At 72.9% G+C, this 25,711-nt stretch carries 27 protein-coding genes and 1 tRNA gene; 14 read left to right on the top strand and 14 right to left on the bottom strand.

Translation table 11 applies throughout. The features are described 5' to 3' along the window. Positions 1–133: 133 nt before the first annotated feature. From ACIGXJ_RS23935 to ACIGXJ_RS23910, 6 genes are all read right to left on the bottom strand, one after another. Complete coding sequence (locus tag ACIGXJ_RS23935) at positions 134–1,348, bottom strand: acyl-CoA dehydrogenase family protein (protein WP_399648814.1); 1,215 nt, start codon at positions 1,346–1,348, stop codon at positions 134–136. 4 nt (positions 1,349–1,352) lie between these two features. Then, positions 1,353–2,375 carry a phosphotransferase family protein gene (locus ACIGXJ_RS23930; RefSeq protein WP_399648811.1) on the bottom strand — a complete coding sequence of 341 codons (1,023 nt, stop codon included), beginning with the start codon at positions 2,373–2,375 and terminating at the stop codon, positions 1,353–1,355. Positions 2,376–2,613: 238 nt separating this feature from the next. Next, a complete protein-coding gene (locus ACIGXJ_RS23925) occupies positions 2,614–2,934 on the bottom strand; it encodes a DUF202 domain-containing protein (protein WP_399648809.1) in 321 nt (106 codons plus the stop codon). Beyond that, positions 2,931–3,323 carry a YidH family protein gene (locus tag ACIGXJ_RS23920; RefSeq protein WP_399648806.1) on the bottom strand — a complete coding sequence of 131 codons (393 nt, stop codon included), beginning with the start codon at positions 3,321–3,323 and terminating at the stop codon, positions 2,931–2,933. Before ACIGXJ_RS23920 ends, ACIGXJ_RS23925 begins: the two co-directional genes overlap by 4 nt. A gap of 9 nt (positions 3,324–3,332) precedes the next feature. After that, the gene (locus ACIGXJ_RS23915; RefSeq protein WP_399648804.1) at positions 3,333–3,842 is read right to left on the bottom strand and encodes an NUDIX hydrolase; all 510 of its coding nucleotides are present in this window, start codon (positions 3,840–3,842) and stop codon (positions 3,333–3,335) included. Positions 3,843–3,880: 38 nt separating this feature from the next. Then, positions 3,881–4,771, bottom strand: coding sequence for a DMT family transporter (locus ACIGXJ_RS23910; protein WP_399648801.1), 891 nt, complete (start codon positions 4,769–4,771; stop codon positions 3,881–3,883). 336 nt (positions 4,772–5,107) lie between these two features. Between ACIGXJ_RS23910 and ACIGXJ_RS23905 the strand changes: the two genes are divergently transcribed. From ACIGXJ_RS23905 to ACIGXJ_RS23890, 4 genes are all read left to right on the top strand, one after another. Continuing rightward, the gene (locus tag ACIGXJ_RS23905; protein ID WP_399648799.1) at positions 5,108–6,058 is read left to right on the top strand and encodes a hypothetical protein; all 951 of its coding nucleotides are present in this window, start codon (positions 5,108–5,110) and stop codon (positions 6,056–6,058) included. A gap of 68 nt (positions 6,059–6,126) precedes the next feature. Then, positions 6,127–7,671: an APC family permease gene (locus ACIGXJ_RS23900; protein ID WP_399648796.1), complete on the top strand. Its 1,545-nt coding sequence runs from the start codon at positions 6,127–6,129 to the stop codon at positions 7,669–7,671. 74 nt (positions 7,672–7,745) lie between these two features. Further along, entirely contained in the window at positions 7,746–8,504 is a 759-nt protein-coding gene (locus ACIGXJ_RS23895) for a molybdopterin-dependent oxidoreductase (protein WP_399648794.1), read from the top strand. After that, positions 8,488–9,111: a cytochrome b/b6 domain-containing protein gene (locus ACIGXJ_RS23890; RefSeq protein ID WP_399648792.1), complete on the top strand. Its 624-nt coding sequence runs from the start codon at positions 8,488–8,490 to the stop codon at positions 9,109–9,111. The genes ACIGXJ_RS23895 and ACIGXJ_RS23890 overlap by 17 nt, the downstream gene beginning before the upstream one ends. A gap of 74 nt (positions 9,112–9,185) precedes the next feature. Here the strand turns inward: ACIGXJ_RS23890 and ACIGXJ_RS23885 are convergent, their stop codons facing one another. Both ACIGXJ_RS23885 and ACIGXJ_RS23880 read right to left on the bottom strand, forming a co-directional pair. Continuing rightward, complete coding sequence (locus ACIGXJ_RS23885) at positions 9,186–10,583, bottom strand: gluconate:H+ symporter (protein ID WP_399648790.1); 1,398 nt, start codon at positions 10,581–10,583, stop codon at positions 9,186–9,188. Between the two features lie 48 nt (positions 10,584–10,631). Continuing rightward, complete coding sequence (locus tag ACIGXJ_RS23880) at positions 10,632–11,150, bottom strand: gluconokinase (protein ID WP_399648788.1); 519 nt, start codon at positions 11,148–11,150, stop codon at positions 10,632–10,634. A 149-nt stretch (positions 11,151–11,299) separates the two neighbouring features. On the opposite strand from ACIGXJ_RS23880, the gene ACIGXJ_RS23875 reads away from it, so the two are divergent. After that, positions 11,300–12,001, top strand: coding sequence for a FadR/GntR family transcriptional regulator (locus ACIGXJ_RS23875; protein WP_399648786.1), 702 nt, complete (start codon positions 11,300–11,302; stop codon positions 11,999–12,001). Positions 12,002–12,021: 20 nt separating this feature from the next. Here the strand turns inward: ACIGXJ_RS23875 and ACIGXJ_RS23870 are convergent, their stop codons facing one another. Together ACIGXJ_RS23870 and ACIGXJ_RS23865 are read right to left on the bottom strand one after the other, a co-directional pair. Next, positions 12,022–12,396 (bottom strand): YchJ family protein, encoded by a 375-nt coding sequence (locus ACIGXJ_RS23870; protein ID WP_399648784.1) that lies wholly within the window; start codon positions 12,394–12,396, stop codon positions 12,022–12,024. A gap of 64 nt (positions 12,397–12,460) precedes the next feature. Then, positions 12,461–12,548: transfer RNA gene (locus ACIGXJ_RS23865), tRNA-Leu, on the bottom strand. A 246-nt stretch (positions 12,549–12,794) separates the two neighbouring features. Here ACIGXJ_RS23865 and ACIGXJ_RS23860 point away from each other — a divergent pair. From ACIGXJ_RS23860 to ACIGXJ_RS23850, 3 genes are all read left to right on the top strand, one after another. Continuing rightward, the gene (locus ACIGXJ_RS23860) at positions 12,795–14,120 is read left to right on the top strand and encodes a M20/M25/M40 family metallo-hydrolase (protein ID WP_399648782.1); all 1,326 of its coding nucleotides are present in this window, start codon (positions 12,795–12,797) and stop codon (positions 14,118–14,120) included. Between the two features lie 154 nt (positions 14,121–14,274). After that, positions 14,275–14,508, top strand: coding sequence for a chaplin ChpH (chpH, locus tag ACIGXJ_RS23855; RefSeq protein ID WP_399648779.1), 234 nt, complete (start codon positions 14,275–14,277; stop codon positions 14,506–14,508). A gap of 129 nt (positions 14,509–14,637) precedes the next feature. Then, the gene (locus tag ACIGXJ_RS23850; RefSeq protein ID WP_399648777.1) at positions 14,638–15,429 is read left to right on the top strand and encodes a chaplin; all 792 of its coding nucleotides are present in this window, start codon (positions 14,638–14,640) and stop codon (positions 15,427–15,429) included. Between the two features lie 73 nt (positions 15,430–15,502). On the opposite strand, the gene ACIGXJ_RS23845 is transcribed toward ACIGXJ_RS23850, so the two are convergent. Further along, complete coding sequence (locus ACIGXJ_RS23845; RefSeq protein ID WP_028422893.1) at positions 15,503–15,691, bottom strand: DUF5703 family protein; 189 nt, start codon at positions 15,689–15,691, stop codon at positions 15,503–15,505. A gap of 47 nt (positions 15,692–15,738) precedes the next feature. Here ACIGXJ_RS23845 and ACIGXJ_RS23840 point away from each other — a divergent pair, with 47 nt between their 5' ends. Continuing rightward, positions 15,739–16,509, top strand: a complete 771-nt coding sequence (locus ACIGXJ_RS23840) for a hypothetical protein (protein ID WP_399648773.1) — start codon at positions 15,739–15,741, stop codon at positions 16,507–16,509. Between the two features lie 301 nt (positions 16,510–16,810). Here the strand turns inward: ACIGXJ_RS23840 and ACIGXJ_RS23835 are convergent, their stop codons facing one another. Both ACIGXJ_RS23835 and ACIGXJ_RS23830 read right to left on the bottom strand, forming a co-directional pair. Further along, positions 16,811–19,192, bottom strand: a complete 2,382-nt coding sequence (locus tag ACIGXJ_RS23835; protein WP_399648772.1) for a helix-hairpin-helix domain-containing protein — start codon at positions 19,190–19,192, stop codon at positions 16,811–16,813. Next, the gene (locus tag ACIGXJ_RS23830; protein WP_399648769.1) at positions 19,189–20,175 is read right to left on the bottom strand and encodes an aldo/keto reductase; all 987 of its coding nucleotides are present in this window, start codon (positions 20,173–20,175) and stop codon (positions 19,189–19,191) included. Before ACIGXJ_RS23830 ends, ACIGXJ_RS23835 begins: the two co-directional genes overlap by 4 nt. Before the next feature lie 170 nt (positions 20,176–20,345). Between ACIGXJ_RS23830 and ACIGXJ_RS23825 the strand changes: the two genes are divergently transcribed. Both ACIGXJ_RS23825 and ACIGXJ_RS23820 read left to right on the top strand, forming a co-directional pair. After that, a complete protein-coding gene (locus ACIGXJ_RS23825) occupies positions 20,346–21,401 on the top strand; it encodes an LLM class F420-dependent oxidoreductase (RefSeq protein ID WP_399648767.1) in 1,056 nt (351 codons plus the stop codon). Positions 21,402–21,640: 239 nt separating this feature from the next. Beyond that, on the top strand, positions 21,641–22,429 hold the full coding sequence (locus ACIGXJ_RS23820) for a ferritin-like domain-containing protein (protein ID WP_399648765.1): 789 nt from the start codon (positions 21,641–21,643) through the stop codon (positions 22,427–22,429). Position 22,430: 1 nt separating this feature from the next. Here the strand turns inward: ACIGXJ_RS23820 and ACIGXJ_RS23815 are convergent, their stop codons facing one another. Next, the gene (locus ACIGXJ_RS23815; RefSeq protein WP_399648762.1) at positions 22,431–23,426 is read right to left on the bottom strand and encodes a magnesium and cobalt transport protein CorA; all 996 of its coding nucleotides are present in this window, start codon (positions 23,424–23,426) and stop codon (positions 22,431–22,433) included. Positions 23,427–23,488: 62 nt separating this feature from the next. On the opposite strand from ACIGXJ_RS23815, the gene ACIGXJ_RS23810 reads away from it, so the two are divergent. From ACIGXJ_RS23810 to ACIGXJ_RS23800, 3 genes are all read left to right on the top strand, one after another. Further along, complete coding sequence (locus ACIGXJ_RS23810; protein ID WP_399648759.1) at positions 23,489–24,175, top strand: histidine phosphatase family protein; 687 nt, start codon at positions 23,489–23,491, stop codon at positions 24,173–24,175. 74 nt (positions 24,176–24,249) lie between these two features. Next, on the top strand, positions 24,250–24,840 hold the full coding sequence (locus tag ACIGXJ_RS23805; RefSeq protein WP_399648755.1) for a DUF3090 domain-containing protein: 591 nt from the start codon (positions 24,250–24,252) through the stop codon (positions 24,838–24,840). Further along, entirely contained in the window at positions 24,804–25,634 is an 831-nt protein-coding gene (locus ACIGXJ_RS23800; protein WP_399648753.1) for an SCO1664 family protein, read from the top strand. The genes ACIGXJ_RS23805 and ACIGXJ_RS23800 overlap by 37 nt, the downstream gene beginning before the upstream one ends. The last annotated feature ends 77 nt before the right edge of the window (positions 25,635–25,711 follow it).

Below are 25,711 nucleotides of genomic sequence, written 5' to 3'. Positions count from 1 at the left end.
CCTGCGGGGGGGGCCGGCGTGGCCCGACGCGCCGCCCCACGTAGTCGTGGGCCCGCTCGTGGTTGCGGTCTGCGCCGCTCCCCGGGGGGGGGGGGGGGCCCCCCCGGGGGGGCCCCCCCCCTCACACATGACCTCACAGGTACTTCTTCAGCTCCCGCCGCCCCAGCGACCGCTGGTGCACCTCGTCGGGGCCGTCCGCGATCATCAGCGTCCGCGCGGCCGCGTACAGCTCGGCCAGCGGGAAGTCCTGGCTCACCCCGCCCGCGCCGTGCAGCTGGATCGCCCGGTCGATGATGTCGACCACCGCGCGGGGCGTGGCGATCTTGATGGCCTGGATCTCCGCGTGGGCGCCCCGGTTGCCCACGGTGTCCATCAGCCAGGCCGTCTTCAGCACCAGCAGCCGCAGCTGCTCGACCGTCACCCGCGCGTCGGCGATCCAGTTGTGCACCACGCCCTGCTGCGCCAGCGCCTTGCCGAACGCCGTACGGGACACCGCGCGCCTGCACATCAGCTCGATCGCACGCTCCGCCATGCCGATCAGGCGCATGCAGTGGTGGATGCGGCCCGGGCCGAGCCGGGCCTGCGCGATGGCGAAGCCGCCGCCCTCCTCGCCGATCAGGTTGGACACCGGCACCCGCACCCGGTCGAAGATCACCTCGGCGTGGCCGCCGTGGTAGTGGTCCTCGTAGCCGAAGACCTGCATGGCGCGCTTGACGGTGACACCGGGGGTGTCGCGCGGGACGAGCACCATCGACTGCTGGCGGCGGATGTCCGGCCCGTCCGGGTCGGTCTTGCCCATCACGATGAAGATCGCGCAGTCCGGGTTCATCGCGCCGGAGATGTACCACTTGCGGCCGGTGATGACGTACTCGTCGCCGTCCCGCTCGATATGGGTGGTGATGTTGGTGGCGTCGGAGGAGGCCACGTCCGGCTCGGTCATCGCGAACGCCGAGCGGATCTCACCGGCCAGCAGCGGCTCCAGCCACTGCTTCTTCTGCCGCTCGTCGCCGAACTGGTGCAGCACCTCCATGTTGCCGGTGTCCGGCGCGGCGCAGTTCAGCGCGGTCGGCGCGAGCTGCGGGGAGCGGCCCGTGATCTCGGCGAGCGGCGCGTACTGGAGGTTCGTCAGCCCGGCACCGTACTCGGTGTCCGGCAGGAACAGGTTCCACAGCCCCTGCCTGCGCGCCTCCGCCTTCAGCTCCTCGACCACGGCCGGGGTGTCCCACGGCGAGGCCAGCGCGGCACGCTGCTCCTCGGCGACCGCCTCGGCCGGGTAGACGTACTCGTCCATGAAGGCCAGCAGTTTGGCGCGCAGTTCCTCCGTGCGCGCGTCGAACGCGAAGTCCATGTCGTCAGCCTTCCTGAAGAGTGGTCAGACCGTGCTCGATGAAGACCGGCACCAGATCGCCGATGCGGTCGAAACCGCGGCCGACCGTCTGGCCCAGCGTGTAGCGGTAGTGGATGCCCTCGAGGATCACGGCGAGCTTGAACCAGGCGAACGCCGTGTACCAGGAGACGGCCGAGACGTCCCGGCCCGAGCGGGCGGCGTACCGCTCGATCAGCTCGGCGGGGGAGGGGTGCCCGGCGGCCGTGGCGGTGGTGCTCACGGGCGAGTCGGGCAGGTTCAGAGGCTCGCTGTACATCACCAGCAGCCCGAGGTCGGTCAGCGGATCGCCGAGGGTCGACATCTCCCAGTCGAGGATCGCCCTGATCCGGTCGTCGTCGCCGATCAGTACGTTGTCCAGCCGGTAGTCGCCGTGCACGACGGTCGGCGCGGGGGAGGCGGGCAGCTCCCGGCCGAGCGCGGCGTGCAGCTCGTCGATGCCGGCGAGGTCGCGGTTGCGGGAGGCGTCCAGCTGCTTGCCCCAGCGGCGCAGCTGCCGGTCCAGGAACCCCTCGGGCCGCCCGAAGTCGCCGAGCCCGACCGCCGCCGGGTCGACCGCGTGCAGCTCCACGAGGGTGTCCACCAGCGACAGCACCGCGTCCCGGGTGCGCTCCGGGCCGAGCGGGGCGAGCTGCTCGGCGGTGCGGTACGGGGTGCCGGCCACGAACTCCATGACGTAGAACGGCGCCCCCAGCACCTCCTCGTCCTCGCACAGCAGCACCGGCGTCGGCACCGGCACGCTCGTCGGGTGCAGCGCGCTGATCACCCGGTGCTCGCGCTTCATGTCGTGCGCGGTGGCCAGGACATGCCCGAGCGGAGGCCGCCGTACGACCCACTTCACCGAACCGTCGGAGACCTCGTACGTCAGGTTCGACCGCCCGCCCTCGATCAGCCGGCCGCTCAGCGGCCCCTGCACGAGACCGGGCCGCTCCCGGTCGAACAGACCGCGCAGCCGGTCGAGGTCGAGCCCTGGCGGGTGGTCGGATGCCATCGTCGCTCCTACATGCCTATGAACAGGATGCGACTCATGATGCCGACCGGTCGGTATGTCGTCCAGTGCGACGGACGAACGTGATCGGGCCCACGATAGGCCGCCGACTCCCGGGGGAGTAGCCCGCCGGGCCGGAAGGGCGGGTTTCAGGCCCGTGCCGCCCGCGCCGAGGACCGCAGGCCCCCGGTCCGCAGCCGGCGCGCCCAGCAGGTCGCGCAGGCCGCGGCCCCCGACGGCTTCAGAAGACCAGTGCCGTCGCGCACACCGCCAGGGCCACCGTGCACAGCGTCGCCGTGGTGGCCTGGCGGGCGGTGAGGGGGCGGGGACGGCCGGGGCTGCTCAGGGCGCGGATGCGGTGGTGGGCGACCAGGAGGAAGCCCAGCCAGAGCAGGCAGCACAGGGCGCAGGCGAGGGCCGACGGGACGGAGAGGCCGGCGCGCAGGGTGGTGCGGACGGCGAGCACGGCGGCGACCGTGCAGGCGAGTGTCGTACGGCGCCAGGCCAGCCGGGTGCGCTCGGGCTGGAGTCCCGGGTCGCGCGTCTCGGGCGGCCGGCTCACCCGTCCCACCCGACGAGCACGACGAACACCATCGCGATCGCCACGACCGCCACGACCAGGCTCAGCAGCGCCGGGAAGCGGGACATGGGCAGGTCCTCGCCGCGGCGCATGGCCTGCTCGCAGCGCGTCCAGTGGTTCACCGCGCGCAGGGAGGACAGCACGCCCGCCGCGAGCAGCGCGAGGGCGAGGCCGACGCGCCAGCCCCAGCGGAGGTCCGGCAGGAACTGGTCCACCGCGAACCCGCCGCCGATCAGCGCGAGCGCGGTGCGCAGCCAGGCCAGGAAGGTCCGCTCGTTGGCCAGCGAGAAACGGTAGTCGGGTGTGTCGCCCTCCGCCCGGATGCGGTCGGGTGCGAACCAGGTCCGCACGTTGCGCACGAGTCCGATCATGTGGGGACCTTATCCGGAGCGGTGGCCGAGGAGCCTCTCGTAGGCCGCCAGGCCGTCCGGCACCCACTCCCACTCGGGGAGCCGGCTGCGCAGCTCGTCCTCGGTGAGGAACGTGTGCCAGGCGACCTCCTCGGCCTGCGGCCGCACCGGGAGGTCGCAGCGGACCTCGTAGACGGCCGACCACCAGCTGTTTCCGGCCCCGTCGTCGTAGAGGAACTTGAAGAGGAAGTCCGGCTTCGGCAGGCCGCTCACGCCGAGCTCCTCCTCCGCCTCGCGCAGGGCCGCGTCGTCGTAGGACTCGCCCGCGCCGACGACCCCGCCGACGAACATGTCGTAGAGGGAGGGGAAGACCAGCTTCGTCGCCGTCCGGCGGTGCACGAAGACGCGGCCCTCGGCGTCCTTGGCCCGGATGAACACACAGCGGTGGCGGTGGCCGCCGGCGTAGACCTCGCGGCGGGGGAGTCGGCCGATGACCTGGTCGTGCTCGTCGACGACGTCGAGGATCTCGTCTGCGCTCATGCGGGCATCCAATCAGGCCGGGGCCCGGGTGCCCCGGGTCAGGTCTGCTGCAGCGCGACCCGGCGGGGAACGGCGGCCCCCGCCGGCATCGCCGGGTGCATCCCCAGCAGGACGATGCCCGTGACCACCGCGGCGAGGCCCGCGGCCTCCCAGGCGAGGGCGCCCGTGTCGGTGCGCAGCCGGTCGCCGAGGAAGCCGACGCCGCAGATGATGCCGGCCAGCGGCTGGGCTGCGGTCAGGGCGGGCAGCGAGGCGCGCAGGGAGGCCGTCTCGAAGGCGCTCTGCACCAGCAGCAGGCCGCTGATCCCGAGCAGCAGGACGGCGTAGGGCTGCCAGCCGGTCAGCAGCTCGGCGAAGCCGCCGGCGGAGAAGCGCTCCCCGCTGACGCGGGTGAGGGCGTCCTGGACGCCGTAGAGCAGTCCGGCGGCCAGGGCCAGCAGCAGCGGGGCGGAGCCGAGCCGGGTGCGCTTGGCGTACGCCGTGAGGAGCAGGGCGAGCCCGATCATCGGGCCGATGATCAGCCAGGGCCGCAGCGGGTCGGCGACGACGCTGCCGCCGCGGGGCTCCCCGGCGACGATGAACGCGGTCACCCCGCCCGCGAGCAGCGCCAGGCCCGCCCAGCCCTGGCGGCCGAGCGGCTGCCGGCTGCTGCGCCGGGACAGGGCGAGGGCGAAGAGCAGGTTGGTCGCCAGCAGCGGCTCCACGAAGGAGATCTCGCCCTGGCCGAGGGCGACCGCGCCGAGCGCCATGCCGACGACCATCAGGGCGATGCCGCCCAGCCAGCGCGGCACCCGCATCAGGTCGAGCAGCAGCCGGGGGGAGAGGAAGTCACCGAGCGGCGCCCGCTGGGCGGCCTGCTGCTGCAGGACGAACCCGAAGCCCAGACAGCAGGCGGCACCGACGGCGAGGAGCAGGACGAGAACCGACACGCTGTTCGTACCTCGGTAGAGACCCCGGGAGGCGGTGTGCTCCCGGACGGCCATCGTCCGCTGCCGTCTCGCAGCGCGCTATGGCGTACGTCACACGCCGCCGCTGGGGGATTCCGTCGGAATTTCACCCTCGCCCCGGTCCCACATGTCACAACTGTCCCACCGGTTTCAGGAGTTGACAGGTGTCACTCCTCTGGTGCCACTTGACGATGACTATTGGCTCCAGGTTGGCTGTGCGTGATCGGATGATGACCGCACTGACATAGTGGGCCATCAACCGACACAACGCACCAATTTCCGACATTCCGCATTTTCGTCTCCAGGAAGTCCCCCTCGGTGTCACCACCCCCGCCTCCCCTGGGCCGCGGCCGCAAGCGCTCGGCCCAGACGTTCGACGCGGCACTCGACGACACCGACCTCGCGGCCGCGCGTGCCGCGCTCTCCCAGGGCCGCTGGCAGGCCGCGCGCTCGCTGCTCGCCCACACGGGTGACGACTGGGACCGCCGGGGCCACCGCGTCACCGTCCTGGCGATGGAGAAGTACAGCGCCGCCTGGGCCCGCGAGTGGCGGCTCGCCGAACCCGAGTCCGCGGACGCCGCCGTGCTGCTCGCCCTGTCCCTGGTGCTCCGCGTCCTGCACGGCAAGGAGAAGCCCGAGCGGGCCCGCGAGGCCTGCCGGGCCGCCGCCGACCTGGTGCCGGCCGACCCCACCCCCTGGCTCGGCCTGCTGCTGCTGGAACGCGACCAGGGCGGCGACCAGGAGGCCGGGCGCGTCTTCGACGAGATCCGCCACCGGCACCCCGAGCACCACCACGCCCATCACCTGATGGTCGCCCTGCTCGCCGAGGTCCGCGCCCAGGACGGCCCCGACCCGCTGCACGAGGTCTACGACTTCGCCAACTGGGCCGCCGAGCAGGCACCCGCCGACTCCCCGCTCGCCATGCTCCCGGTCGTCGCACACGCCGAGCGCTACCGCGTCCTCGCCGCCGCCGGCCACGAGGACGCCGACCCGGTCGCCTCCGGCCACTGGGTGGGCCGCCGGGCCCGGCAGGTGATGAAGACCGCCTTCGACTGGTGGCTGGAGTGGGAGCACGAGGACCACCCGCGCCGCCTGATCGACCTGAACTTCCTGGCCCACGCCAAGTCCTGCGAGGGCCGGGGCGCCGAGGCGGCCGCGCTGTTCCACCGCATCGGCGAGCACATCACCCCGCAGCCGTGGTCCTACCCCGACCGCGACCCGTACGCCGCCTTCCACGCCGCGCGTGCCGGCGCGCTCGGCACGGGCTGAACCACCCGGACACCCCCACGGACCGGTCCCGCGAACAGTCCCCAGGTCCCCGAAAGGACGCACCCCCGATGACAACGGGCAGTTCGAGAACCACCGCCTCCGGCACCGCCGACGGCATCAGCACCTTCAAGGGCCAGGAGCGCGCGCTGCGCGCCGACCGCCTCGGCACCGGCGGACTGCTGCTGTCCGTCCTCGCCGCCACCGCGCCCCTCATGGTCGTCGCGGGTGTCATGCCCACAGCATTCGCGGTGATGGGCATCGTCGGCCAGCCGCTGCTCTTCGTCGTCCTCGGCGTGACGCTGGTGCTGTTCAGCGTGGGCTACGCCGAGATGAGCCGGCACGTCCACAACGCGGGCGCCTTCTACGCCTACATCTCCCGCGGCCTGGGCGGCACCGCGGGCGCGGGCGCATCCTTCGTCGCCCTCGTCTCCTACAGCGCCCTCCAGGTCGGCATCTACGGCATCTTCGGCTTCGAGGTCTCCGGCCTGCTCGCCACCTACGCCGAGGCCGAGGTGGCCTGGTGGATACCGGCGCTGCTCGCGGTCGCGGTCGTCGGCGCGCTCGGCTGGCTGAAGATCGACGTCAACGCCCGCCTGCTGGGCGTGCTGCTGCTGATCGAGCTGGCCCTCGTCCTGATCTTCGACATCGCCGCCGTCGGCGACCCGGGCGCCGAGGGCCTGTCCCTGCACGCCTTCAACCCCGACACGCTCACCGGGGCGGGCGTGGGCACCGCGCTGTGCTTCTGCATCGCCGCGTTCACCGGCTTCGAGCAGGCCCCCGTCTACGCCGAGGAGACCAGCCGCCCGCACGTCCTCGTGCCGCGCGTGATGTTCCTCGCCGTCGGCTTCGTCGCCGTCTTCTTCGCCCTGAGCTCCTGGGCGCTGACCGTCGCCGCCGGCCCCTCCCAGATCGTGCCCACGGCACAGGAGCAGAGCGCCGGGCTGCTGTTCTTCCTCAGCGAGTCCCGGCTCGGCGAGACCTTCACCGACGTCATGCACGTCCTGTTCGTGACCGGCATGTTCGCCGCGCTGCTCAGCTTCCACAACGTCGTCGCCCGCTACGCCTTCGCCATGGGCCGCGAGGGCCTGCTCCCGGCCGCCTTCGGCCGCACCACCGGCAGCAGCGGCGCACCCGGCACCGGCTCGCTGCTCCAGACCGTCGTCTCCCTGGTGGTCGTGGCCGGCTTCGCCCTCGCCGACGACGCGCCGGCCGGCGACCCGACCGCGCCCGTCCTGCACCTGTTCACCTGGGGCGGCAACACCGGCGCCCTCGGCGTGATCCTGCTGATGGCGACGGCCTCCTTCTCCGTCGTCGCCTTCTTCGTCCGCCGCGGCGCCGCCTCCGCGCAGGCCTGGCGACTCGTCGCCTCGACCGTCGCCGGCCTCGCCCTGCTGGTCATCGCCGTGTACACCATCAAGGACATCGACGTCCTCATCGGCGCGGGACCCGGCTCCTCACTGAGCTGGATCCTCCCCGGCATCATCGCCCTCGCCCTCCTCGCCGGCCTCGCCCACGGCCTCCTCCTGCGCTCCCGCGCCCCCGAGGCCCACGCCCGCATCGGCCTGGGCAACGAGGCGTTCCAGCTGGAGAAGGCCGCCGAGTCCACCGACTGAGCCGGCCTTACCGAAGTCTGACGACACCCGCGCACCCCTGGTACGACCAGGAGCGCGGGTGCTCGAATGAGGGGGTGAACCCCGAACGCCCCGAACGGCAGGATCCGACGACCCCCGCCGAGCACGAACCGCTCGGCAGGCCCGTCGGGCGCCGTGTCTTCCTCGGCACCCTCGGCCTGGGCGCCCTCGGCGTCGTCGCCGCGCCCCCGCTGCAACGCGCCCTGGAGGACTTCCTCGGCAGCGCGGCCGACAAGGACCCCACCGGGCTGAGCCGCCTGCTGCCCAACGGCGGTGGCTTCCGCTACTACTCGGTCGTCTCCTCCGTCCCCCGCAAGTCCCCCCAGGACTACCGCCTCACCATCGACGGCCTGGTCGACCGCCCCGCCACCTACACCCTGTCCGACCTCCGGGCGATGCCCCAGACCCGGCTCGTACGGGACGTCCAGTGCGTCACCGGCTGGCGGGTCCCCGGCACGCCGTTCGAAGGGGTCCGCCTGTCCCGGCTGCTGGACGCGGCGGGCGTACGCCGGGAGGCCGCGGCGGTGCGCTTCACCTGCTTCGACGGGGCGTACAGCGAGAGCCTCACCCTCGACCAGGCCCGCCGCGCCGACGTCCTGCTCGCGCTGCGCATGCAGGACGAGGACCTCGGCCACGCGCACGGCGGCCCCGTCCGCCTGTACGTGGCGCCCATGTACTTCTACAAGTCCGCCAAGTGGCTCTCCGGCATCACGCTCACCGACCGCGTCCGCCCCGGCTACTGGGAGGAACGCGGCTACGACGTCGACGCATGGGTCGGCCGCTCGAACGGACGCGACGATGCCCCTACGACCTGACACCCGCGCCCCGGACACCCGGCTGCGGCGCTTCACCCCGGCCGAGCGCTGGGTCCACCGCACCACGGCCGCGCTGATGGGCGTCTGCGTGCTGACGGCGGCCTGTCTCTACATCCCCGAGCTCGCCCAGCTCGTCGGCCGGCGCGAGCTGGTGGTGCGGGTCCACGAGTGGGCCGGCCTCGCCCTGCCCCTGCCCGTCCTGGCCGGACTCGCCTCCCGCGCCTTCCGCACCGACCTGCGCTTCCTCAACCGCTTCGGCCCGCACGACCGCGTCTGGCTGCGCGCCGCCCTGCGCCGCGACAAGCGGGCCGCCTCCCGCCCGGCGGGCAAGTTCAACGCCGGCCAGAAGATCTACGCCGCCTGGATCGCCGGGGCGACCCTGGTGATGCTCGGCACCGGCCTGCTGATGTGGTTCACGCACCTCACCCCGCTGCGCTGGCGCACGAGCGCCACCTTCGTCCACGACTGGCTCGCCCTCACCGTCGGCGTCGTCCTCGCCGGTCACATCGGCATGGCCCTCGCCGACCCGGAGGCCCGCCGCGGCCTGCGCACCGGACGGGTGAGCCGGGAGTGGGCGGAACGCGAACACCCGCTGTGGCGCCCCTGACACGGACGCGGGACAGCCGCCGGACCCCTTCGGGGGAGTCCGGCGGCTGTCCCGTGTCCGGCCGCTGACGGCCGCTAGATGACCAGCGACAACAGCAGCACCACACCACCGGCGACCACGGAGATGATCGTCTCCATCAGCGACCAGGTCTTGATGGTCTGCCCGACCTTCAGCCCGAAGTACTCCTTCACCAGCCAGAATCCGGCGTCGTTGACATGGCTGAAGAAGAGGGAGCCGGCGCCGATGGCCAGGACCAGCAGGGCGGCGTGGGTGGTCGACATGTCGGCCGCCAGGGGCGCGACCAGACCGGCCGCCGAGACGGTCGCCACGGTCGCCGAACCGGTCGCGAGCCGGATCGCCACGGCGATCAGCCAGGCCAGCAGCAGCGCCGGGATCGACCAGTCCTCGGAGATCTCCAGGACCATCTGCCCCACGCCGGAGTCGATCAGCGTCTGCTTGAATCCGCCGCCCGCGCCGACGATCAGCAGGATGCCCGCGATCGGCGCGAGCCCCTTCTCGACGGTCTGCTGCAGCCGCTCCTTGGTGAACCCGGCCGGCCGGCCCAGGGTGAAGAAGCCCAGCAGCACCGCGGCCAGCAGTGCGATCAGCGGCGAGCCGATCACGTCGAAGACGCGCTGCACCGTCTGCTCCGGGTCGTCCACCACGATGTCGACCAGCGCCTTGGACAGCATCAGCACGACCGGCAGCAGGATCGTCGCCAGCGTGGCACCGAAGCCGGGACGGCGCTCCAGCTCGTCCGAGGCGCGCTGCGGGATCATGCGGTCCGGGGCGGGCACGTCCACCCAGCGCGCGGCGACCTTGGAGAACAGCGGACCGGCGATGATCACCGTCGGGATCGCGACGAGCACGCCGAGCGCCAGCGTCACACCGAGGTTGGCGTGCACGGCGTCGATCGCGACCAGCGGACCGGGGTGCGGCGGCACCAGACCGTGCATCACCGACAGACCGGCCAGCGCCGGGATGCCGATGCGCATCAGCGAGTAGTTGCCGCGCTTGGCGACCATCAGCACGACCGGGATCAGCAGCACGACGCCGACCTCGAAGAACAGCGGCAGACCGATCACGGAGGCGATCAGCACCATCGCCCACGGCATCGACCGCCCGCCGGCCCGGGCGAGGATCGTGTCGACGATCTGGTCGGCGCCGCCGGAGTCGGCGAGCAGTTTGCCGAGGATCGCGCCCAGCGCGATCAGCACACCCACACCGGCGACGGTCGAGCCGAGCCCGGTGGTGAAACTGACGATCGCCTTGTCGAGCGGCGCCCCGGCGAACGCGCCCAGCGCCAGCGACCCGACGGTCAGCGCGAGGAAGGCATGAAGCTTGAACTTGGTGATGAGCAGGACGATGACGGCGATGCCCGCCAGTACGGCTATGCCCAGCTGGGCATGCCCGGCCGAGGTGATCGGCTCGACGGTGTCCGCTGCCAGCATCTCGACGCTGAGTCTGGTCACGGGGATTCCTTGCGGTTACGGGGGTTGGGAGAGGGGTGGTGCGAGGAGTTAGGGCGCCGGATCGGGGAGGGCGCTCAGCGCGCGCACGGCACGCTCGGTGATCTCCTCCGGGCTTCCGGAGACGTCGACGGCCACGCCCGCCTCGTCCGGCTGGAGCGGCTGGAGCGTGGCGAACTGCGAGTCGAGCAGCGCGGTCGGCATGAAGTGCCCCTGCCGGTGCGCCATGCGGTCCTCGATCAGCGCGCGGTCGCCCGTGAGATGCACGAACACGATGCCGGGGGCGGCCGCCCGCAGCCGGTCGCGGTACGCCCGCTTCAGCGCCGAGCTGCTGACGACGCCGCCGAGCCCGGCCCGGCCGTGGGCCCAGTCGCCGATGGCGTCGAGCCAGGGCCACCTGTCGCCGTCGTCCAGCGGGACACCGGCCGACATCTTGTCGATGTTGGCCTGCGGATGGAAGTCGTCACCCTCGGCATAGGGGACGCCGAGCCGGGCGGCGAGCAGAGGACCGATGGTGGTCTTGCCCGTTCCGGCGACGCCCATCACCACGACGACGTGGGGGGTACGCATGGCTGCCTCGCTGTCTTCCTCGACACGCGACGTCGACTTCCGACGTCGACGCCGGCCCTACTGAAACCCAATAGGTACGACGAATTCAAGATGCTGTGACAAATAAGTCTGACTTTTTGTTCCCGTAATGACCCCCGTACCCTGTGTGCATGACCACACCGGGCCGCGGGCTGCACGGCCGTGTACTGGACACCCTCGGCCCCGAGATCACCGCGGGCGACTACCCGCCGGGCAGCGTGTTGCGCACCGACGAACTGGCCCAGCGCTTCGACGTCTCCCGCTCGGTCATGCGCGAGGCGGTCCGCGTCCTGGAGTCCATGCACCTGGTCGAGTCCCGCCGCCGCGTCGGAGTGACCGTGCTGCCCGAGTGCGAGTGGAACGTCTACGACCCGCAGGTCATCCGCTGGCGCCTGGCCGGCGCCGACCGGCCGCGCCAGCTGCGCTCGCTCACGGTCCTGCGCTCCGCCGTGGAACCCGTCGCCGCGGGCCTCGCCGCCCGCCACGCCACCGCCGAGCAGTGCGCCGAGCTCACCGAGTGCGCGCTCGGCATGGTCGCCAACTCACGCGGCCACAAGCTGGAGGGGTATCTGCTGCACGACGTCGCCTTCCACCGTGTGATCCTCACGGCCTCCGGCAACGAGATGTTCGCCCGCCTCGGCGACGTCGTCGCCGAGGTCCTGGCCGGCCGCACCCATCACGACGTGATGTTCGAGGACCCCGACCCCGCGGCCGTCACGCTGCATGTGCAGGTCGCCGAGGCCGTCCGCGAGCGCGACGCCGCCCGCGCCGAGGAACTCACCCGCCAGATCACCGTCGGCGCCCTCCAGGAACTCGACATCCTGGCGCCGTAGGAACCGCCCTCCGTACGGGTTCAGTCGAGGAAGTCGCCGTCCACGTACACCCACGCCCCGTCGACCCGCTCGAAGCGGCTGCGCTCATGCAGCGAGCCGCCCCGGTACGACGCCCGGAAGGTCACGGTCCCGGAGGTGTGGAAGGCCGACCCGCCGGACGTCTCCAGGATCTCGAGGCCGGTCCACCGCATCCCCGGGTCGAGGTCGAGACGCGCGGGACGGGTGCGCGGATGCCAGGTCCGCAGCAGATAGCCGGCGTCCTGCCGCACGAACGCGCTGTAGCGCGACCGCATCAGCGCCTCGGCGGTCGGCGCGGCCGCCGCACCCGCGTGGAAACGCCCGCAGCAGGCGTCGTACGACTCGGGCAGCCCGCACGGGCACACACGCGTGGTCATCGCCGAAGTCCTCCGCAAAGACATCCAGAAAAGCAGAAGACCCCTGGTCAACAGGGGTCTCAGCTGGTGTCCGAGGGGGGACTTGAACCCCCACGCCCGATAAAGGGCACTAGCACCTCAAGCTAGCGCGTCTGCCATTCCGCCACCCGGACAAGGTGTCTGTCGTGCGGGGTTTCCCCCGCGGCGACGTCGTAAACATTACCAGGCTTTCGCGGGTGCCCGATCACCGGCGGCCGTGAGCGCCCTCACGGCGGCCGCCCGGCCGCGCACCGTGAACGGCGTGTGTCGGGCCGGGTCCGGTCTTGGGGCGCGGCCGGGCGGGGTGGAGGATGAGGGAGACCAGCAGTGGACCACCAGCGAGTGATGGACCACCAGCAGTGACAGCGGGAGGAACCAGCGTGAGCCAGACGGGCACGGCCGGCGGCGTCACCGGCGAGGACGAGGTCGTCGACCTCTGCCGCGAGCTGATCCGGATCGACACCAGCAACTACGGCGACCACTCCGGCCCCGGTGAGCGGGCGGCGGCCGAGTACGTCGCCGAGAAGCTCGCGGAGGTGGGCCTCGAACCGCAGATCATCGAGTCCCACAAGGGGCGCGCCTCCACGGTCGCCCGGATCGAGGGCGAGGACCCCTCCCGGCCGGCCCTGCTCATCCACGGGCACACCGACGTCGTCCCGGCCAACGCGGACGACTGGACCCACCACCCCTTCTCCGGCGAGATCGCCGACGGCTGCGTGTGGGGCCGCGGCGCCGTCGACATGAAGGACATGGACGCGATGACCCTCGCGGTCGTCCGCGACCGGCTGCGCAGCGGCCGCAAGCCCCCGCGCGACATCGTCCTCGCCTTCCTCGCCGACGAGGAGGCGGGCGGCACGTACGGCGCCCGCTACCTCGTCGACAAGCACCCCGGCCTGTTCGAGGGCGTCACCGAGGCGATCGGCGAGGTCGGCGGCTTCTCCTTCACCGTCAACGAGAAGCTTCGCCTCTACCTCGTCGAGACCGCCCAGAAGGGCATGCACTGGATGCGGCTCACCGTGGACGGCACCGCCGGGCACGGCTCGATGACCAACGACGACAACGCCATCACCGAGCTGTGCGAGGCCGTCGGCCGCCTCGGCCGCCACAAGTGGCCCGTGCGGGTCACCAAGACCGTACGGTCCTTCCTCGACGAGCTCTCCGACGCGCTCGGCACCGAGCTCGACCCCGAGAACATGGACGAGACCCTCGCCAAGCTCGGCGGCATCGCCAAGATGATCGGCGCCACGCTCAGGAACTCGGCCGCCCCGACCATGCTCGGCGCCGGCTACAAGGTCAACGTCATCCCCGGCCAGGCCACCGCGCACGTCGACGGCCGCTTCCTGCCCGGCTACGAGGAGGAGTTCCTCGCCGACCTCGACCGCATCCTCGGCCCCCGCGTGCGGCGCGAGGACGTCCACGGCGACAAGGCGCTGGAGACCGACTTCGACGGCAAGCTCGTCGACGCCATGCAGACCGCGCTCAGCGCCGAGGACCCGATCGCCCGGGCCGTGCCCTACATGCTCTCCGGCGGCACCGACGCCAAGTCCTTCGACGACCTCGGCATCCGCTGCTTCGGCTTCGCGCCGCTGCGGCTGCCGCCGGAGCTGGACTTCGCCGGCATGTTCCACGGCGTGGACGAGCGGGTGCCGGTGGAGGGCCTGAAGTTCGGCGTGCGGGTGCTCGACAGGTTCCTCGATGCGTCCTGAAATCGTCCACTGAAACGACACTTCAACCCTCGTACGGCCGTGCGGAGTTGACCGGGAAGAGTGAATGCTCTCATCAGGTCGTAGCCCTAATCCGCCCCCCTCGTTACTGGTGTTGCGATCGCGGCTTGGGTCGCTTTGCCAACAAGGAGGAACAATGATCAAGAAGGTCGTCGCCGCTGCGGCTGCCACGGGTGGGCTGGTTCTCGCGGGCGCGGGCCTGGCTGTCGCCGACTCCGGTGCCCAGGGTGCCGCCGTGCACTCCCCGGGTGTCGCGTCCGGCAACAACATCCAGGTTCCGGTGCACATCCCGGTGAACGTCTGCGGCAACACGGTCAACGTGATCGGTCTGCTGAACCCCGCCTTCGGCAACACCTGCGTCAACGACTGACGCCCATCAGCTGAGGGGCGTTCCCACACCCCCGTCGGCCCCGGAGCGCGCGCCATGCGCTCCGGGGCCGACCGGTCTTTGCCGCGTTTTTTCACGAAAGCGACTTTTCCGAAAGGCAGGGATCAGTACATGCGACAGGCCACCCGCAAAGGCCTCCTGACCGTGGCGGCCGCCACCGGCGTGATCGCCGCAGCGGGCGGTGCCGCCAACGCCGCCTCCGGCGCGAGCGGCTCCGCCTCCCACTCACCCGGCGTGCTCTCCGGCAACTCGGTGCAGGCGCCGGTGCACGCGCCGGTGAACGTCTGCGGCAACACCGTCGACGTCGTCGGCGCGCTCAACCCGGCCACCGGCAACTCGTGCGCCAATCACAGCGGTTCCACCGGTGACTCCGGTGACTCCGGTGGCTACGGCGACTCAGGTGGCTCAGGTGACACCCGAGCCGACGGCGGCACCAGCGACTCCCCGGGCGTCGGGTCCGGCAACAACATCCAGGCGCCCGTCGAGGCCCCGGTCAACGTCTGCGGCAACTCCGTCGACGGCGTCGGTGCCCTCAACCCGGCCACGGGCAACGACTGCGGCTCCGGAGCCCGCCCCGGCCCGCCGGACGACGACGACGGCTACGGCACGCCGCCGGGACCCGGCAAGCCGGGCACCCCGGAGGACCGGAACATCCCGCCGGCCCCGCCGTCACCGGAGCACCGCCCGCCGGCCCCGCACGACGACTCGTCCGTGCACGGCCACCGGACCCCCGCGACCGGGCCGGGAACCAGCCGGTCGGTGTCCCACACGGTCCCGCGGACCGGCGGCACCGAGCTCGCCTCCACCGGCCTCGGCATGCCCGTCGGGGCGGCCGGGGCGCTCGGGGCCGGCGCCGTGCTCGGCGGCGCCGTCCTCTACCGCCGGGCGCGTGGGCAGGCGTAACACACCTCACACACGTCACGACGGAGCGGGCCCCGCACACGCGGGGCCCGCTCCGTCGTGACGTCCTTCCCGCTCACCAGGTGGCGCGCACCTGGCGGATGATCCTGCGCCGCAACCGCACCCTGCGGCTGCCGTCACGCATCAGACTCAGGCGGTACAACTCCCAGTGTCCGTACTCGGCATGGTCCGTCAGCAGACGTGTCGCCTCCTTGCGGGAGACCCCGCGCGGTACGTACACGTCGACAAATTCGTATTCCGGCATCGCATCTATTGTGCGGGCTGGGGCCCGGTACGGATAGCGTCTGCTCTATGTCTGATGCTGCGCAGCCCACCGCTGCCGAGGTACGCGCCGCCGCCGAGGCGGTCAAGACCGCGCTCGACCGCCACCTTGCCGCGGTCGAACGCCGGTCGGGGGACGAGGACCCGGCCGTCTACGAGGCGTTCAACCAGCTGGCCGCGGCCGCAGAGGCGTACGACGAACTGCTCTACGACCGCTACGACGAGGTCACGCCCTTCGAGATCCCAGGCGCCGACTCCACCCCGCCCTACACGGGCCCGGAGGAGCCGAACGCGCTCAGCGTGCTCATCCGCCGCGACTACGCCGTGGTGGAGCCGCAGCGGCTGCTGGCCCAGGCCGAGCGGGTCGAGGCGGCCGAGTACGACGACGCGGACGCGGCCGGCACCGTGCACGGCGCGCTGGGCATCCTGTTCGGCGAGTACGAGCCCGACGAGATCGCCACCCGGCACAAGGAGTTCGGCCTGGAGGAGGGCGACTCCACGCTCTGGGTGACCGCGGCCGACGAACCGGCCGAGCCGGGCGAGTGGCTGGAGACGCCCTTCGACCACGTCGACCCCCAGCGGGTGGTCTGCCGCTTCGACGTCAGCGCGGTCTTCGACGACGAGACCGACGACGACCTGGACGACATCGAGGTCGTGGACGTCGACGAGCCGGAAGAGGCCGACGAGGACCTCGACGACGTCGACGAGGCCGACGCCGACGGCGACGTGGACGAAGCCGACGACTACGGGTACGACTCCGAGCCCGACGACGAGCTGGAACGGCTGGACGCGGACCGCTGACCCCGCAGGCCGGGACGCATTCGACCAGACCGGGAACGAGCACGTCATCCGCCCATGGAGCGGCCGGGGGGGGGGGGGGGGGGCCCCCCCCCCCCCCCCCCCCGGGGGGGCGCCCCCCCCCCCCGGGGCCGGCCCCCCCCCCCCCCGGGGGCCCCCCCCCCCGCCCCCCCGGGCCCCCCCGCCCCGCCCCCCACCCCCCCCCCCCCACAACCCCCCCCCCCCCCCCCCCGGGGGGGGGGGGGGGGCGGGGGGGCCCCCCCCCCCCCCCCCCGCCGCTGTCGTACGACGCCCGTGCCCGGGTTCAGTCCCGCGCCGCCTGCGGGGCCAGCAGCACCGGCAGACGGGTCGTGCGCGGCTTCGCCGGAACCTCCGCGACCGCCCGCGGCAGTGCCTGCTCCACCCCGTGGACCACCGACAGATGCCGCTCGGCCCGGCTGAACGCCGTGTACACCCAGGGCCGGTTCAGCGCCTGCGCCGCGTCGCCGGGCAGCACCACGACCGCCGCGGGCCAGCGGCCGCCCACCGCCTGGTGCGCGGTCAGCGCCCACCCGTGCCGTACGGTCTGCTCCACCCGCTCCTTCGGTACGACGACGGCCTCGCCGGCGCAGGACAGGTGCAGCCCGTCCGCGTCGGCCCCGACCACCTGGCCGGGCAGCGTGCGGCCCGGCGCGGGGGAGTAGGCGATCCGGTCGCCGGCGTCGAAGCCGCCGAACCGGCCGGGGCCGGGGTTGAGCCGCTCCTTGAGCGCCGCGTTCAGCACGCGGGTGCCCGCGGCGCCGCCGTGGCCCGGCGTGATCACCACGGTCTGCTCGGGGGGCACCCCGATCGCCCGGGGCACCGAGTCCGCGACGAGCTGCACGGTCCGGTGCACGGCCTCACCCGCGTCCCGCACGGGCACGACGACGACCTCCTTGCCGGGGGCCTCCACCTGTCCCAGCTCCCCGACGCCGATGCCGGACACCAGCTCGCCCAGCGGGCCGGGGTCGGGCCGGCGGGAGGCGACCTGGGGGCACACACGGGCGGCGAGCAGATCGCCGAACACCCGGCCCGGCCCCGCGGACCACAGCACGGCCGGGTCCCCGGACAGCACCAGCCGGGCCCCGTCCGGCAGCGACTCGACGAGCAGCGCCGCCGTCTCCACGTCCAGCTGCGGCGCGTCGAGCACGACGAGCAGGTCGAGGTCCAGCGCCCCGTCGGCGTCCCGCCCCGGCCCCTCGGCGCCGGAGAGCAGTCCGGCGGCGGTCGCCACACCGGGGCGGCCGGAGGGGGCGGAACCGGCGGCAGGGGCGGAGCCGTCGGCGTCCTGGCCGTCCGGGGAGGTGCCCGCCGGCAGCGCGCCGAAGCGGGCCCGGCCCACCGGGCTGTGGGTGGCCGCCCAGGCGCGCAGTCCGAGGGACCGCGCGGTGTCCAGCAGCGCCGCCGCTTCGACGCGGGAGGCGTCCGTGCCGGTGTGCAGCACCAGGCCGTGCGCCGCGACGGCGCGGATCAGCTCGGCGGCGGAGCCTTGCGCGCCGGCGGCGGCCGCTTCCCAGTCCTCGGCCGAACCGTCCTGCTTGGGCGCCGAGCCGATCAGCCGGGCCAGGCCGTCGGCGAGGCTCTCCTCCGCGAGCGCGTACCGCTCCAGGCCGACCAGGACCCGCACCGGGCGGTCGTCCTCGGCCTCGTCCTCGCCCTCCCCGGCGGCGGCGGCCGGGGGCGCGCCCGGTTCGTCCAGGGCGTCCTGGAAGGCCAGGGCCTCGCCCTCGGCGAGGGTGCTCTGCACGGCTGCCTCCGGGTCGGGCACGCCCCACTGGGCCAGGGCCGCGGTGAGCGTGGGCAGTTCCAGGGCGGTGTGTCCGGCGAGCGCGGCCTGCTCCAGCAGCCGGCCCGTCAGGGCCCGGCCGCGCCGCTCGTCGTCCGGCCCGCATTCAGCGCCGAGCAGGGCGCGCGCGAACCCGTCGGCCTGCTCGGGCCGCACCCCGGCGACCCGCAGGAGCTGCCAGGGGTCCTCGCGCAACCGCTGGTCCGCGCCCTCGCCGAGCGCGGCGGCGACCTGCCCGGCCAGGGCCTCAGGGGCACCGCCCTCGCGCAGCACGCCCTGCACGGCCGCGACGGCCTCCGGGCCGGGGGCCGCGGGCCCCGGCCCGGGCGCGGCCGGCCCCGGCTGGGGGCGTCGTACCGGCTCGGGGGCCGCCGGGCGGCGCGGCGGCTCGGGCGCGCCGAACACCGTCGCCGGGGGCTTGGCCCCGCTCTCCACCGCGCGGACGGCGGCGAGCAGTTCGGCGGCCTTGCCGCTCAGCTTCGTGCCGCTGTGGATGGGCGCCTGCTTCTCGGCCTTCCGCCGCTCGATCCGCTCCCGCTCCAGCCGCTGCGCGACCAACTCGGCCTCGGCCTCCGACAGCTCCGCAGCACCCTCGGCGGTCTCAGCGGCGTCCTCGGCCTCACCGGCCTCACCGGCGTCCTCGGCCGCACCGGCCGTCTCCGCCGCGACCTCCGCCTCACCCGTGCCCCCGGCCGTGTCTGCGGCGCCCTCGGCCTCCTCACCCCGGCCGTCCTGCGTGTCCCCGGTCTCCTCCGACGGCCCGGCAGCGTCTCCGGCAGCCTCCGTGGCCTCCGGGGCGTCCACGGCCCCGACGGCCCCCTCCACCGCGGCGGGCGGTGTCTGCTGCCCGGCGTTCTCGGTGGTCTCCGGCTCCGTGCTCACAGCGTGCTCCAGTCGTGATCGGGATAGCGGTGCACGGGCGCCGACACATCGTCGAGCGCCCGGCAGATCTCGTCAGGAAGACTAAGCGCCTCCACTGACAATGCCGCCGTGAGCTGCTGCGCGTTGCGCGCGCCGACGATCGGCGCGGCCACCCCGGGCCGGTCGCGCACCCAGGCGAGCGCCACCTGGAGCGGGGTCACCGCGAGCCCGTCCGCGGCCGTGCTCACCGCGTCCACGATCCGGCTCGCGGTGTCGTCGAGGTACGGCTCCACGAAGGGGGCGAGATGCTCCGAGGCGCCACGGGAGTCCGGCGGCATCGCCTCGCCCCGGTACTTCCCGGTCAGCACCCCGCGGCCCAGCGGCGAGGAGGGCAGCAGCCCGATGCCGAGGTCCAGGGCGGCCGGCAGCACCTCGCGCTCCACGCCGCGCTGGAGCAGGGAGTACTCCATCTGCGTGCTGGCCAGCCGGGTCCGCACCCCCGGCGCCGCCAGCTGCCAGGTGGCCGCCTTGGCGAGCTGCCAGCCGCAGAAGTTGGACACGCCCGCATAGCGCGCCCGCCCGCTGCTGACCGCCAGGTCGAGCGCCTGGAGGGTCTCCTCCAGCGGGGTCGAGGGATCGAAGGCGTGCACGTGCCAGATGTCGACGTGGTCGGTGCCGAGCCGGGTCAGCGAGGCGTCCAGTGCGGCGAGCAGATGGCCGCGCGAGCCGTCGAAGCGCCGGTCCGGGTCGGGCACGCTGCCCGCCTTGGTCGAGACGACCAGGTCCCGCCGCGGGATCAGCCCCTCCATGAGGCGCCCGAGCAGGTACTCGGCCTCTCCGTCGCCGTAGACGTCGGCCGTGTCGACGAGGGTCCCGCCCGCCTCCCAGAACGTCTTCAAGAGGTCCGCCGCGTCATGCTCGTCGGTGTCCCTGCCCCAGGTCAGGGTGCCCAGACCGATACGCGACACACGCAGGCCGGTGCGGCCGAGATGCCTCTGCTCCATGGACGCCGAGAGTACTGGCCAGAACCTGTCGTGTGGGGGGCCTGTGGACAACCGTTTCCGGTGATCGCGACACGGGTCCCGGACGGGCCCGTGACACCCCTGCCCCGCGCCGCGGCCGTCCGCTACTGTCTGCGGAACAGGGACGTTACTGATCAGTAAGGGGATCTGGCATGCAGCTCGGGATCAACCTCGGCTACTGGGGTGCCGGAATGGACTCCGACAACCTCGCCGTCGCCCAGGAGGCCGACCGGCTCGGCTACGCCGTCTGCTGGGCCGCCGAGGCCTACGGCTCGGACGCCGCCACCGTGCTGACCTGGGTCGCGGCCCAGACCGAGCGCATCGACGTCGGCTCCGCCATCTTCCAGATCCCGGCCCGCCAGCCCGCCATGACCGCGATGACCGCCGCCACCCTCGACTCGCTCTCCGGCGGCCGCTTCCGCCTCGGCCTCGGCGTCTCCGGTCCGCAGGTCTCCGAAGGCTGGTACGGCGTCAAGTTCGACAAGCCGCTGGCCCGCACCCGTGAGTACGTCGAGATCGTCCGCAAGGCCATGACCCGCGAGCGCCTCTCCTACGAGGGCGAGCACTGGACCCTGCCGCTGCCCGGCGGCCCCGGCAAGCCGATCAAGCTGACCGTGCACCCGCAGCGCGAGCACATCCCGCTCTACATCGCGGCGATCGGCCCCAAGAACCTGGAGCAGACCGGCGAGATCGCCGACGGCGCCCTGCTGATCTTCCCCTCCGCCGAGCACCTGGAGGAGACCGCGATCAAGCACCTGCGCGCGGGCCGCGAGAAGGCCGGCAAGACCCTCGACGGCTTCGACGTCTGCCCGACGCTCCCGCTCGCACTCGGCGAGGACAAGGACGTCCCCCTTCTCGCCGACTTCTTCCGCCCCTACACCGCGCTCTACGTCGGCGGCATGGGCAGCCGCAAGCAGAACTTCTACAACCAGCTCGCCCGGCGCATGGGCTACGAGCAGGCCGCCACCGAGATCCAGGACAAGTACCTCGCCGGCGACAAGCAGGGCGCCGCGGCCGCCGTACCGCACGAACTGATCGACAGGACCACGCTGCTCGGCTCCGTCGACCGCATCGCCGACCGCATGCGGGCCTACGCCGCCGCCGGGGTCACCACCCTCACCGTCACCCCCGCCGGCTTCACCCTGGACGACCGCCTGGCCGCGCTGCGCGCCGGCGTCGAGGCCATGGAGCGCGCCGGGCTGGCGTGAGCCACCGGCCGGCCCGCCGGCAGCACGACGAGGGGGAGTTTCAGCGGCCGTGGTGGGGGCTCGGGGGTCTTCCCCGCCACGGCCGTCGTCCAGCACAACGCGCCCCACCACGCCCGGGTTACGCCCCCGGCGCGTCCTCCTTTCGGAGCAGTCGCCGGACACACCTGTTGCGGCTCTCCCGGCACGGCATTTGACTCGTTTCCCGCGGGCCTGCGCCATGCTGCAGAGAGGTGCCACCGATGCTTTCCGCAAAGAGTCTGTTCCAGGAGATCCTCGACAACGACGAGTCCTTCCGGCTGTTCTGCTCCATCGCCGCCAGCGGGGAGTCCCAGGGAGGCTGGGAGAACGCCCGGATCGCCGCCCTCGTCCCCGCGAGCGAACGCGCCCTCGCCCCCAAGATCACCCGGCACGGCGCCGACGAGGACAAACACGGCCGGATCTTCGAAGCCCTGCTCAGGAAACGCGGCCTCGAACCCGTCCCCGTCCCGCCCGAGACGGACTACACGATGCTCCTGGAGCGGCACGGCATCGGCCTCGCCCACGACAAGCTCAAGGGCGACGAGCCGCTCACCGTGCAGGACGTCGTCACCTACCTCTCGCACAGCCGCGTCACCGAGCAGCGCGCCTCCGAGCAGATGGACCTGCTGCGCAAGCACTTCGCCGACCACCCCGACATCGGCCGCGCGGTGAAGATGATCTCGCACGACGAGGACAACCACCTCGCCTACTGCCACGAGGAACTGCTGCGCTTCGCCCGTGCCGGCCACGGCCGCGCCATCCAGCGCACCCTGCGCGAGTGCGCGCTCGCCGAGATCCGCGTGTACCGGGACGTCAGCCTCGCCGTGATGGCCCACATGGGCCGCATCCTCGGCTGGTCGAAGGCCAGGTCCGCCGTCCTCGCGGCCGGCATCCACGCCGTCTACGCCTGGGAGCGGCTCGCGGGCTGGCGCCGCATGGTCTCGCTGAGGACACCCGAGCGGCGCGACGCGCTCGGCGGACCGGCCACCACGGCCCCCGAGTTCGCCTGAGTCAGAGCCAGTCCCGGCTCTTGAACAGCCGGTACAGCAGCACTTCGAGGACCGCCATCAGCACGAGCAGCGCCGGATACGACCACCCCCAGTGCAGTTCGGGCATGTGGTCGAAGTTCATGCCGTAGATCCCCGCGAGCATGGTGGGCACCGCGGCCATGGCCGCCCACGCGGAGATCTTCCGCATGTCGTCGTTCTGCCGGACGCTCGTCTGCGCCAGATGCGCCGACAGAATGTCCGACACCAGCCTGTCCAGGCCCTCCACCGACTCGTTAACCCGCGTCAGATGGTCGCTGACGTCCTGGAAGTACGGCCGCGCCCGCGCGTCCACGAACGGCACCGCCACACCGAACTGGCCGGTGCCCGCGAGCCGGGTCAGCGGCAGCGTCAGCGGGCCGGTCGCCCGGCGGAACTCCAGCACCTGCCGCTTGAAGGTGTAGATCCGCGACGCCGTGTGCCGCGACCCGCCGCGCTCCGGCGAGAACACCTCCGCCTCCAGCACCTCCAGGTCCGTCTGCAGCTCGTCCGCGACCTCCAGATAGTGGTCGACGACCGCGTCGGTCACCGCGTACAGCACCGCCGTAGGACCCTTGGCCAGCATCTCCGGCTCGTCCTCCAGCCGCCGTCGGACGGCCGCCAGCGGAGTGCCCTCGCCATGGCGGACCGTGACCACGAAGGAGTCGCCGAGGAAGATCATCACCTCGCCGGAGGAGACCGTGTCGCCCTCCGGTTCGTAGACGACCGGCTTCAGCACCATGAACAGCGAGTCCTCGTACACCTCCAGCTTCGGCCGCTGGTGGGCCTTCAAGGCGTCCTCGACCGCCAGCGGATGCAGCGCGAACTCCTCGCTGACCAGGCCGAACTCCTCGGGCGACGGCTCGTGCAGCCCGATCCACACGAACCCGCCCGCCGCCCGCGCCTCGGCCAGCGCGTCGGACAGGTCCGACGGCCCCTCGGTGCGCTTGCCGTCGTGATAGACGGCGCAGTCCACGATCACTGAGCGAATTCTCCCTTCGGACGCCCGCCACCGCACCCGTTCGTATGCCTACCCTGGTCCGCATGCCCACGCTGCTTCTGGTCCGGCACGGACGCTCCACCGCCAACACCGCGGGACTGCTCGCCGGCTGGACGCCCGGCGTCGCCCTCGACGAGCGCGGCCTCGCCCAGGCCGCCGCCCTGCCCGGACGGCTCGCCGGCCTCCCGATCCGCGAGATCGTCACCAGCCCCCTGCAACGCTGTCAGGAGACCGTCCGGCCGCTGGCCGGGGCCCGCCCCGACCTCACCGTCCACGAGGACGAGCGCATCGGCGAGGCCCACTACGGCGACTGGTCGGGCCGCAAACTCGCCGAGCTCAAGGACGAACCCCTCATGGAGGTCGTCCAGGCCCACCCCTCCGCCGCCGCCTTCCCCGGCGGCGAGTCCATGCGCGCCATGGCCACCCGCGCCGCCGAAGCCGTACGCGAGTGGAACGCGCGCGTGGAGCGCGACCACGGCGCCGACGCCGTCTACCTCATGTGTTCGCACGGGGACATCATCAAGGCGCTCGTCGCCGACGCACTCGGACTTCATCTCGACCTCTTCCAGCGGATCTCCGTCGAACCGTGTTCCATCACCGCGATCCGCTACACCCGGTTGCGGCCGTTTCTCGTCCGCCTCGGCGACACCGGCGACTTCGCGTCCCTGGTGCCGCGCGAGGAACCCCCGAGCGACCAGGCGACCGTCGGGGGCGGTGCGGGCGCACCGTGATCGTCGGCCGCAGTAGGGTGAATCCACCGCAACTGCGCCGCGATTGCCCCTCTTCACGATTCTTGGAGCTGGACGTGTCCCGTCAGGTGTTCCTCTACGACCCCCCGGACCGCTTCGTGGCCGGTACGGTCGGGCTGCCCGGGCGCCGTACGTTCTTCCTCCAGGCCACCGCCGGCTCCCGGGTGACCAGCGTGGCCCTGGAGAAGACCCAGGTCGCCGCGCTCGCCGAACGGATGGACGAACTGCTGGACGAGGTCGTACGCCGCAGCGGAGGCAGCGCGGCCGTCCCCGCCGTCGCCCCCGCCGAGATCTCCGACACCGCCCCCCTGGACACCCCCGTCGAGGAGGAGTTCCGGGTCGGCACCATGGCCCTCGCCTGGGACGGCGAGGAACAGCGCATGATCGTCGAGGCGCAGGCCCTCGTGGAGCTCGACGCCGACTCCGAGGAGGACCTCGCCGAGGCGGAGGAGAGACTCCTGCAGGACGAGGAGAACGGACCCCCGATGCTGCGGGTCCGGCTCACCGGGGCGCAGGCCCGCGCCTTCGCCAAGCGCGCCCTGGACGTCGTCAACGCCGGCCGGCCGCCCTGCCCGCTGTGCAGCCTGCCGCTCGACCCGGAGGGACACGTATGTCCGCGCCAGAACGGATACCGCCGCGGAGCATGACACCGGCGGACCTGCTCGCCCAGGGCGAGCTGACCGTGCGCGGACGCCTGCGCGAGGCCTCCAACGCGGCCCTGTACTGCACCCTGACCGGGCCCGGAGGTCAGGAAATCGCCTGCATCTACAAACCCGTCGCCGGGGAGCGCCCGCTGTGGGACTTCCCCGACGGCACCCTCGCCCAGCGTGAGCTGGCCGCCTACGAGGTCTCCGAGGCGACCGGCTGGCAGCTGGTCCCGCCCACCGTGCTGCGCGACGGCCCCTACGGCGAGGGCATGGTCCAGCTGTGGATCGAGGCACCCGAGGAGACAGCCGGCGCCGAGCTGCTCGCCCTGGTCGACGGGGAGGAGCCCGGGCCCGGCTGGAAGGCCATCGGCCTCGCCGAGGTGGGGGAGGGCCGGACGGCGCTGCTCGTGCACGCCGACGACGAACGGCTGCGGCGCCTCGCCGTCCTCGACGCGGTGATCAACAACGCCGACCGCAAGGGCGGCCATCTGCTGCCCGCCGCCGACGGCCGCCTCTACGGCATCGACCACGGCGTCACCTTCCACGCCGAGGACAAGCTGCGCACCCTGCTGTGGGGCTGGGCGGGCGAACCGCTGCCCGAGGAGGCGGTGGCCGTCCTGAAGGGGCTCAAGGAGTCCCTGCTGCCCGGCGGCCCCCTCGCGGAGCGCCTCGCCCCGCTGATCACGCCCGCCGAGACCGACGCCACACGCGCGCGGGTCGACGCGCTGCTGGCCTCCGGGAAGCACCCCGAGCCCGGCGGGGAGTGGCCGGCGATCCCCTGGCCACCCGTATGAGCCGGACGAGCACACCGGGCGGCAGAACACAAGAGCGCCTTCCCGGCCAACCGGCGTCATCCGGTTCGTATCCGGAA

The organism is Streptomyces sp. NPDC053367, assembly GCF_044545925.1.
Classification (GTDB): Bacteria; Actinomycetota; Actinomycetes; order Streptomycetales; family Streptomycetaceae; genus Streptomyces.
This window is presented reverse-complemented; position numbering and strand designations above follow the sequence as displayed.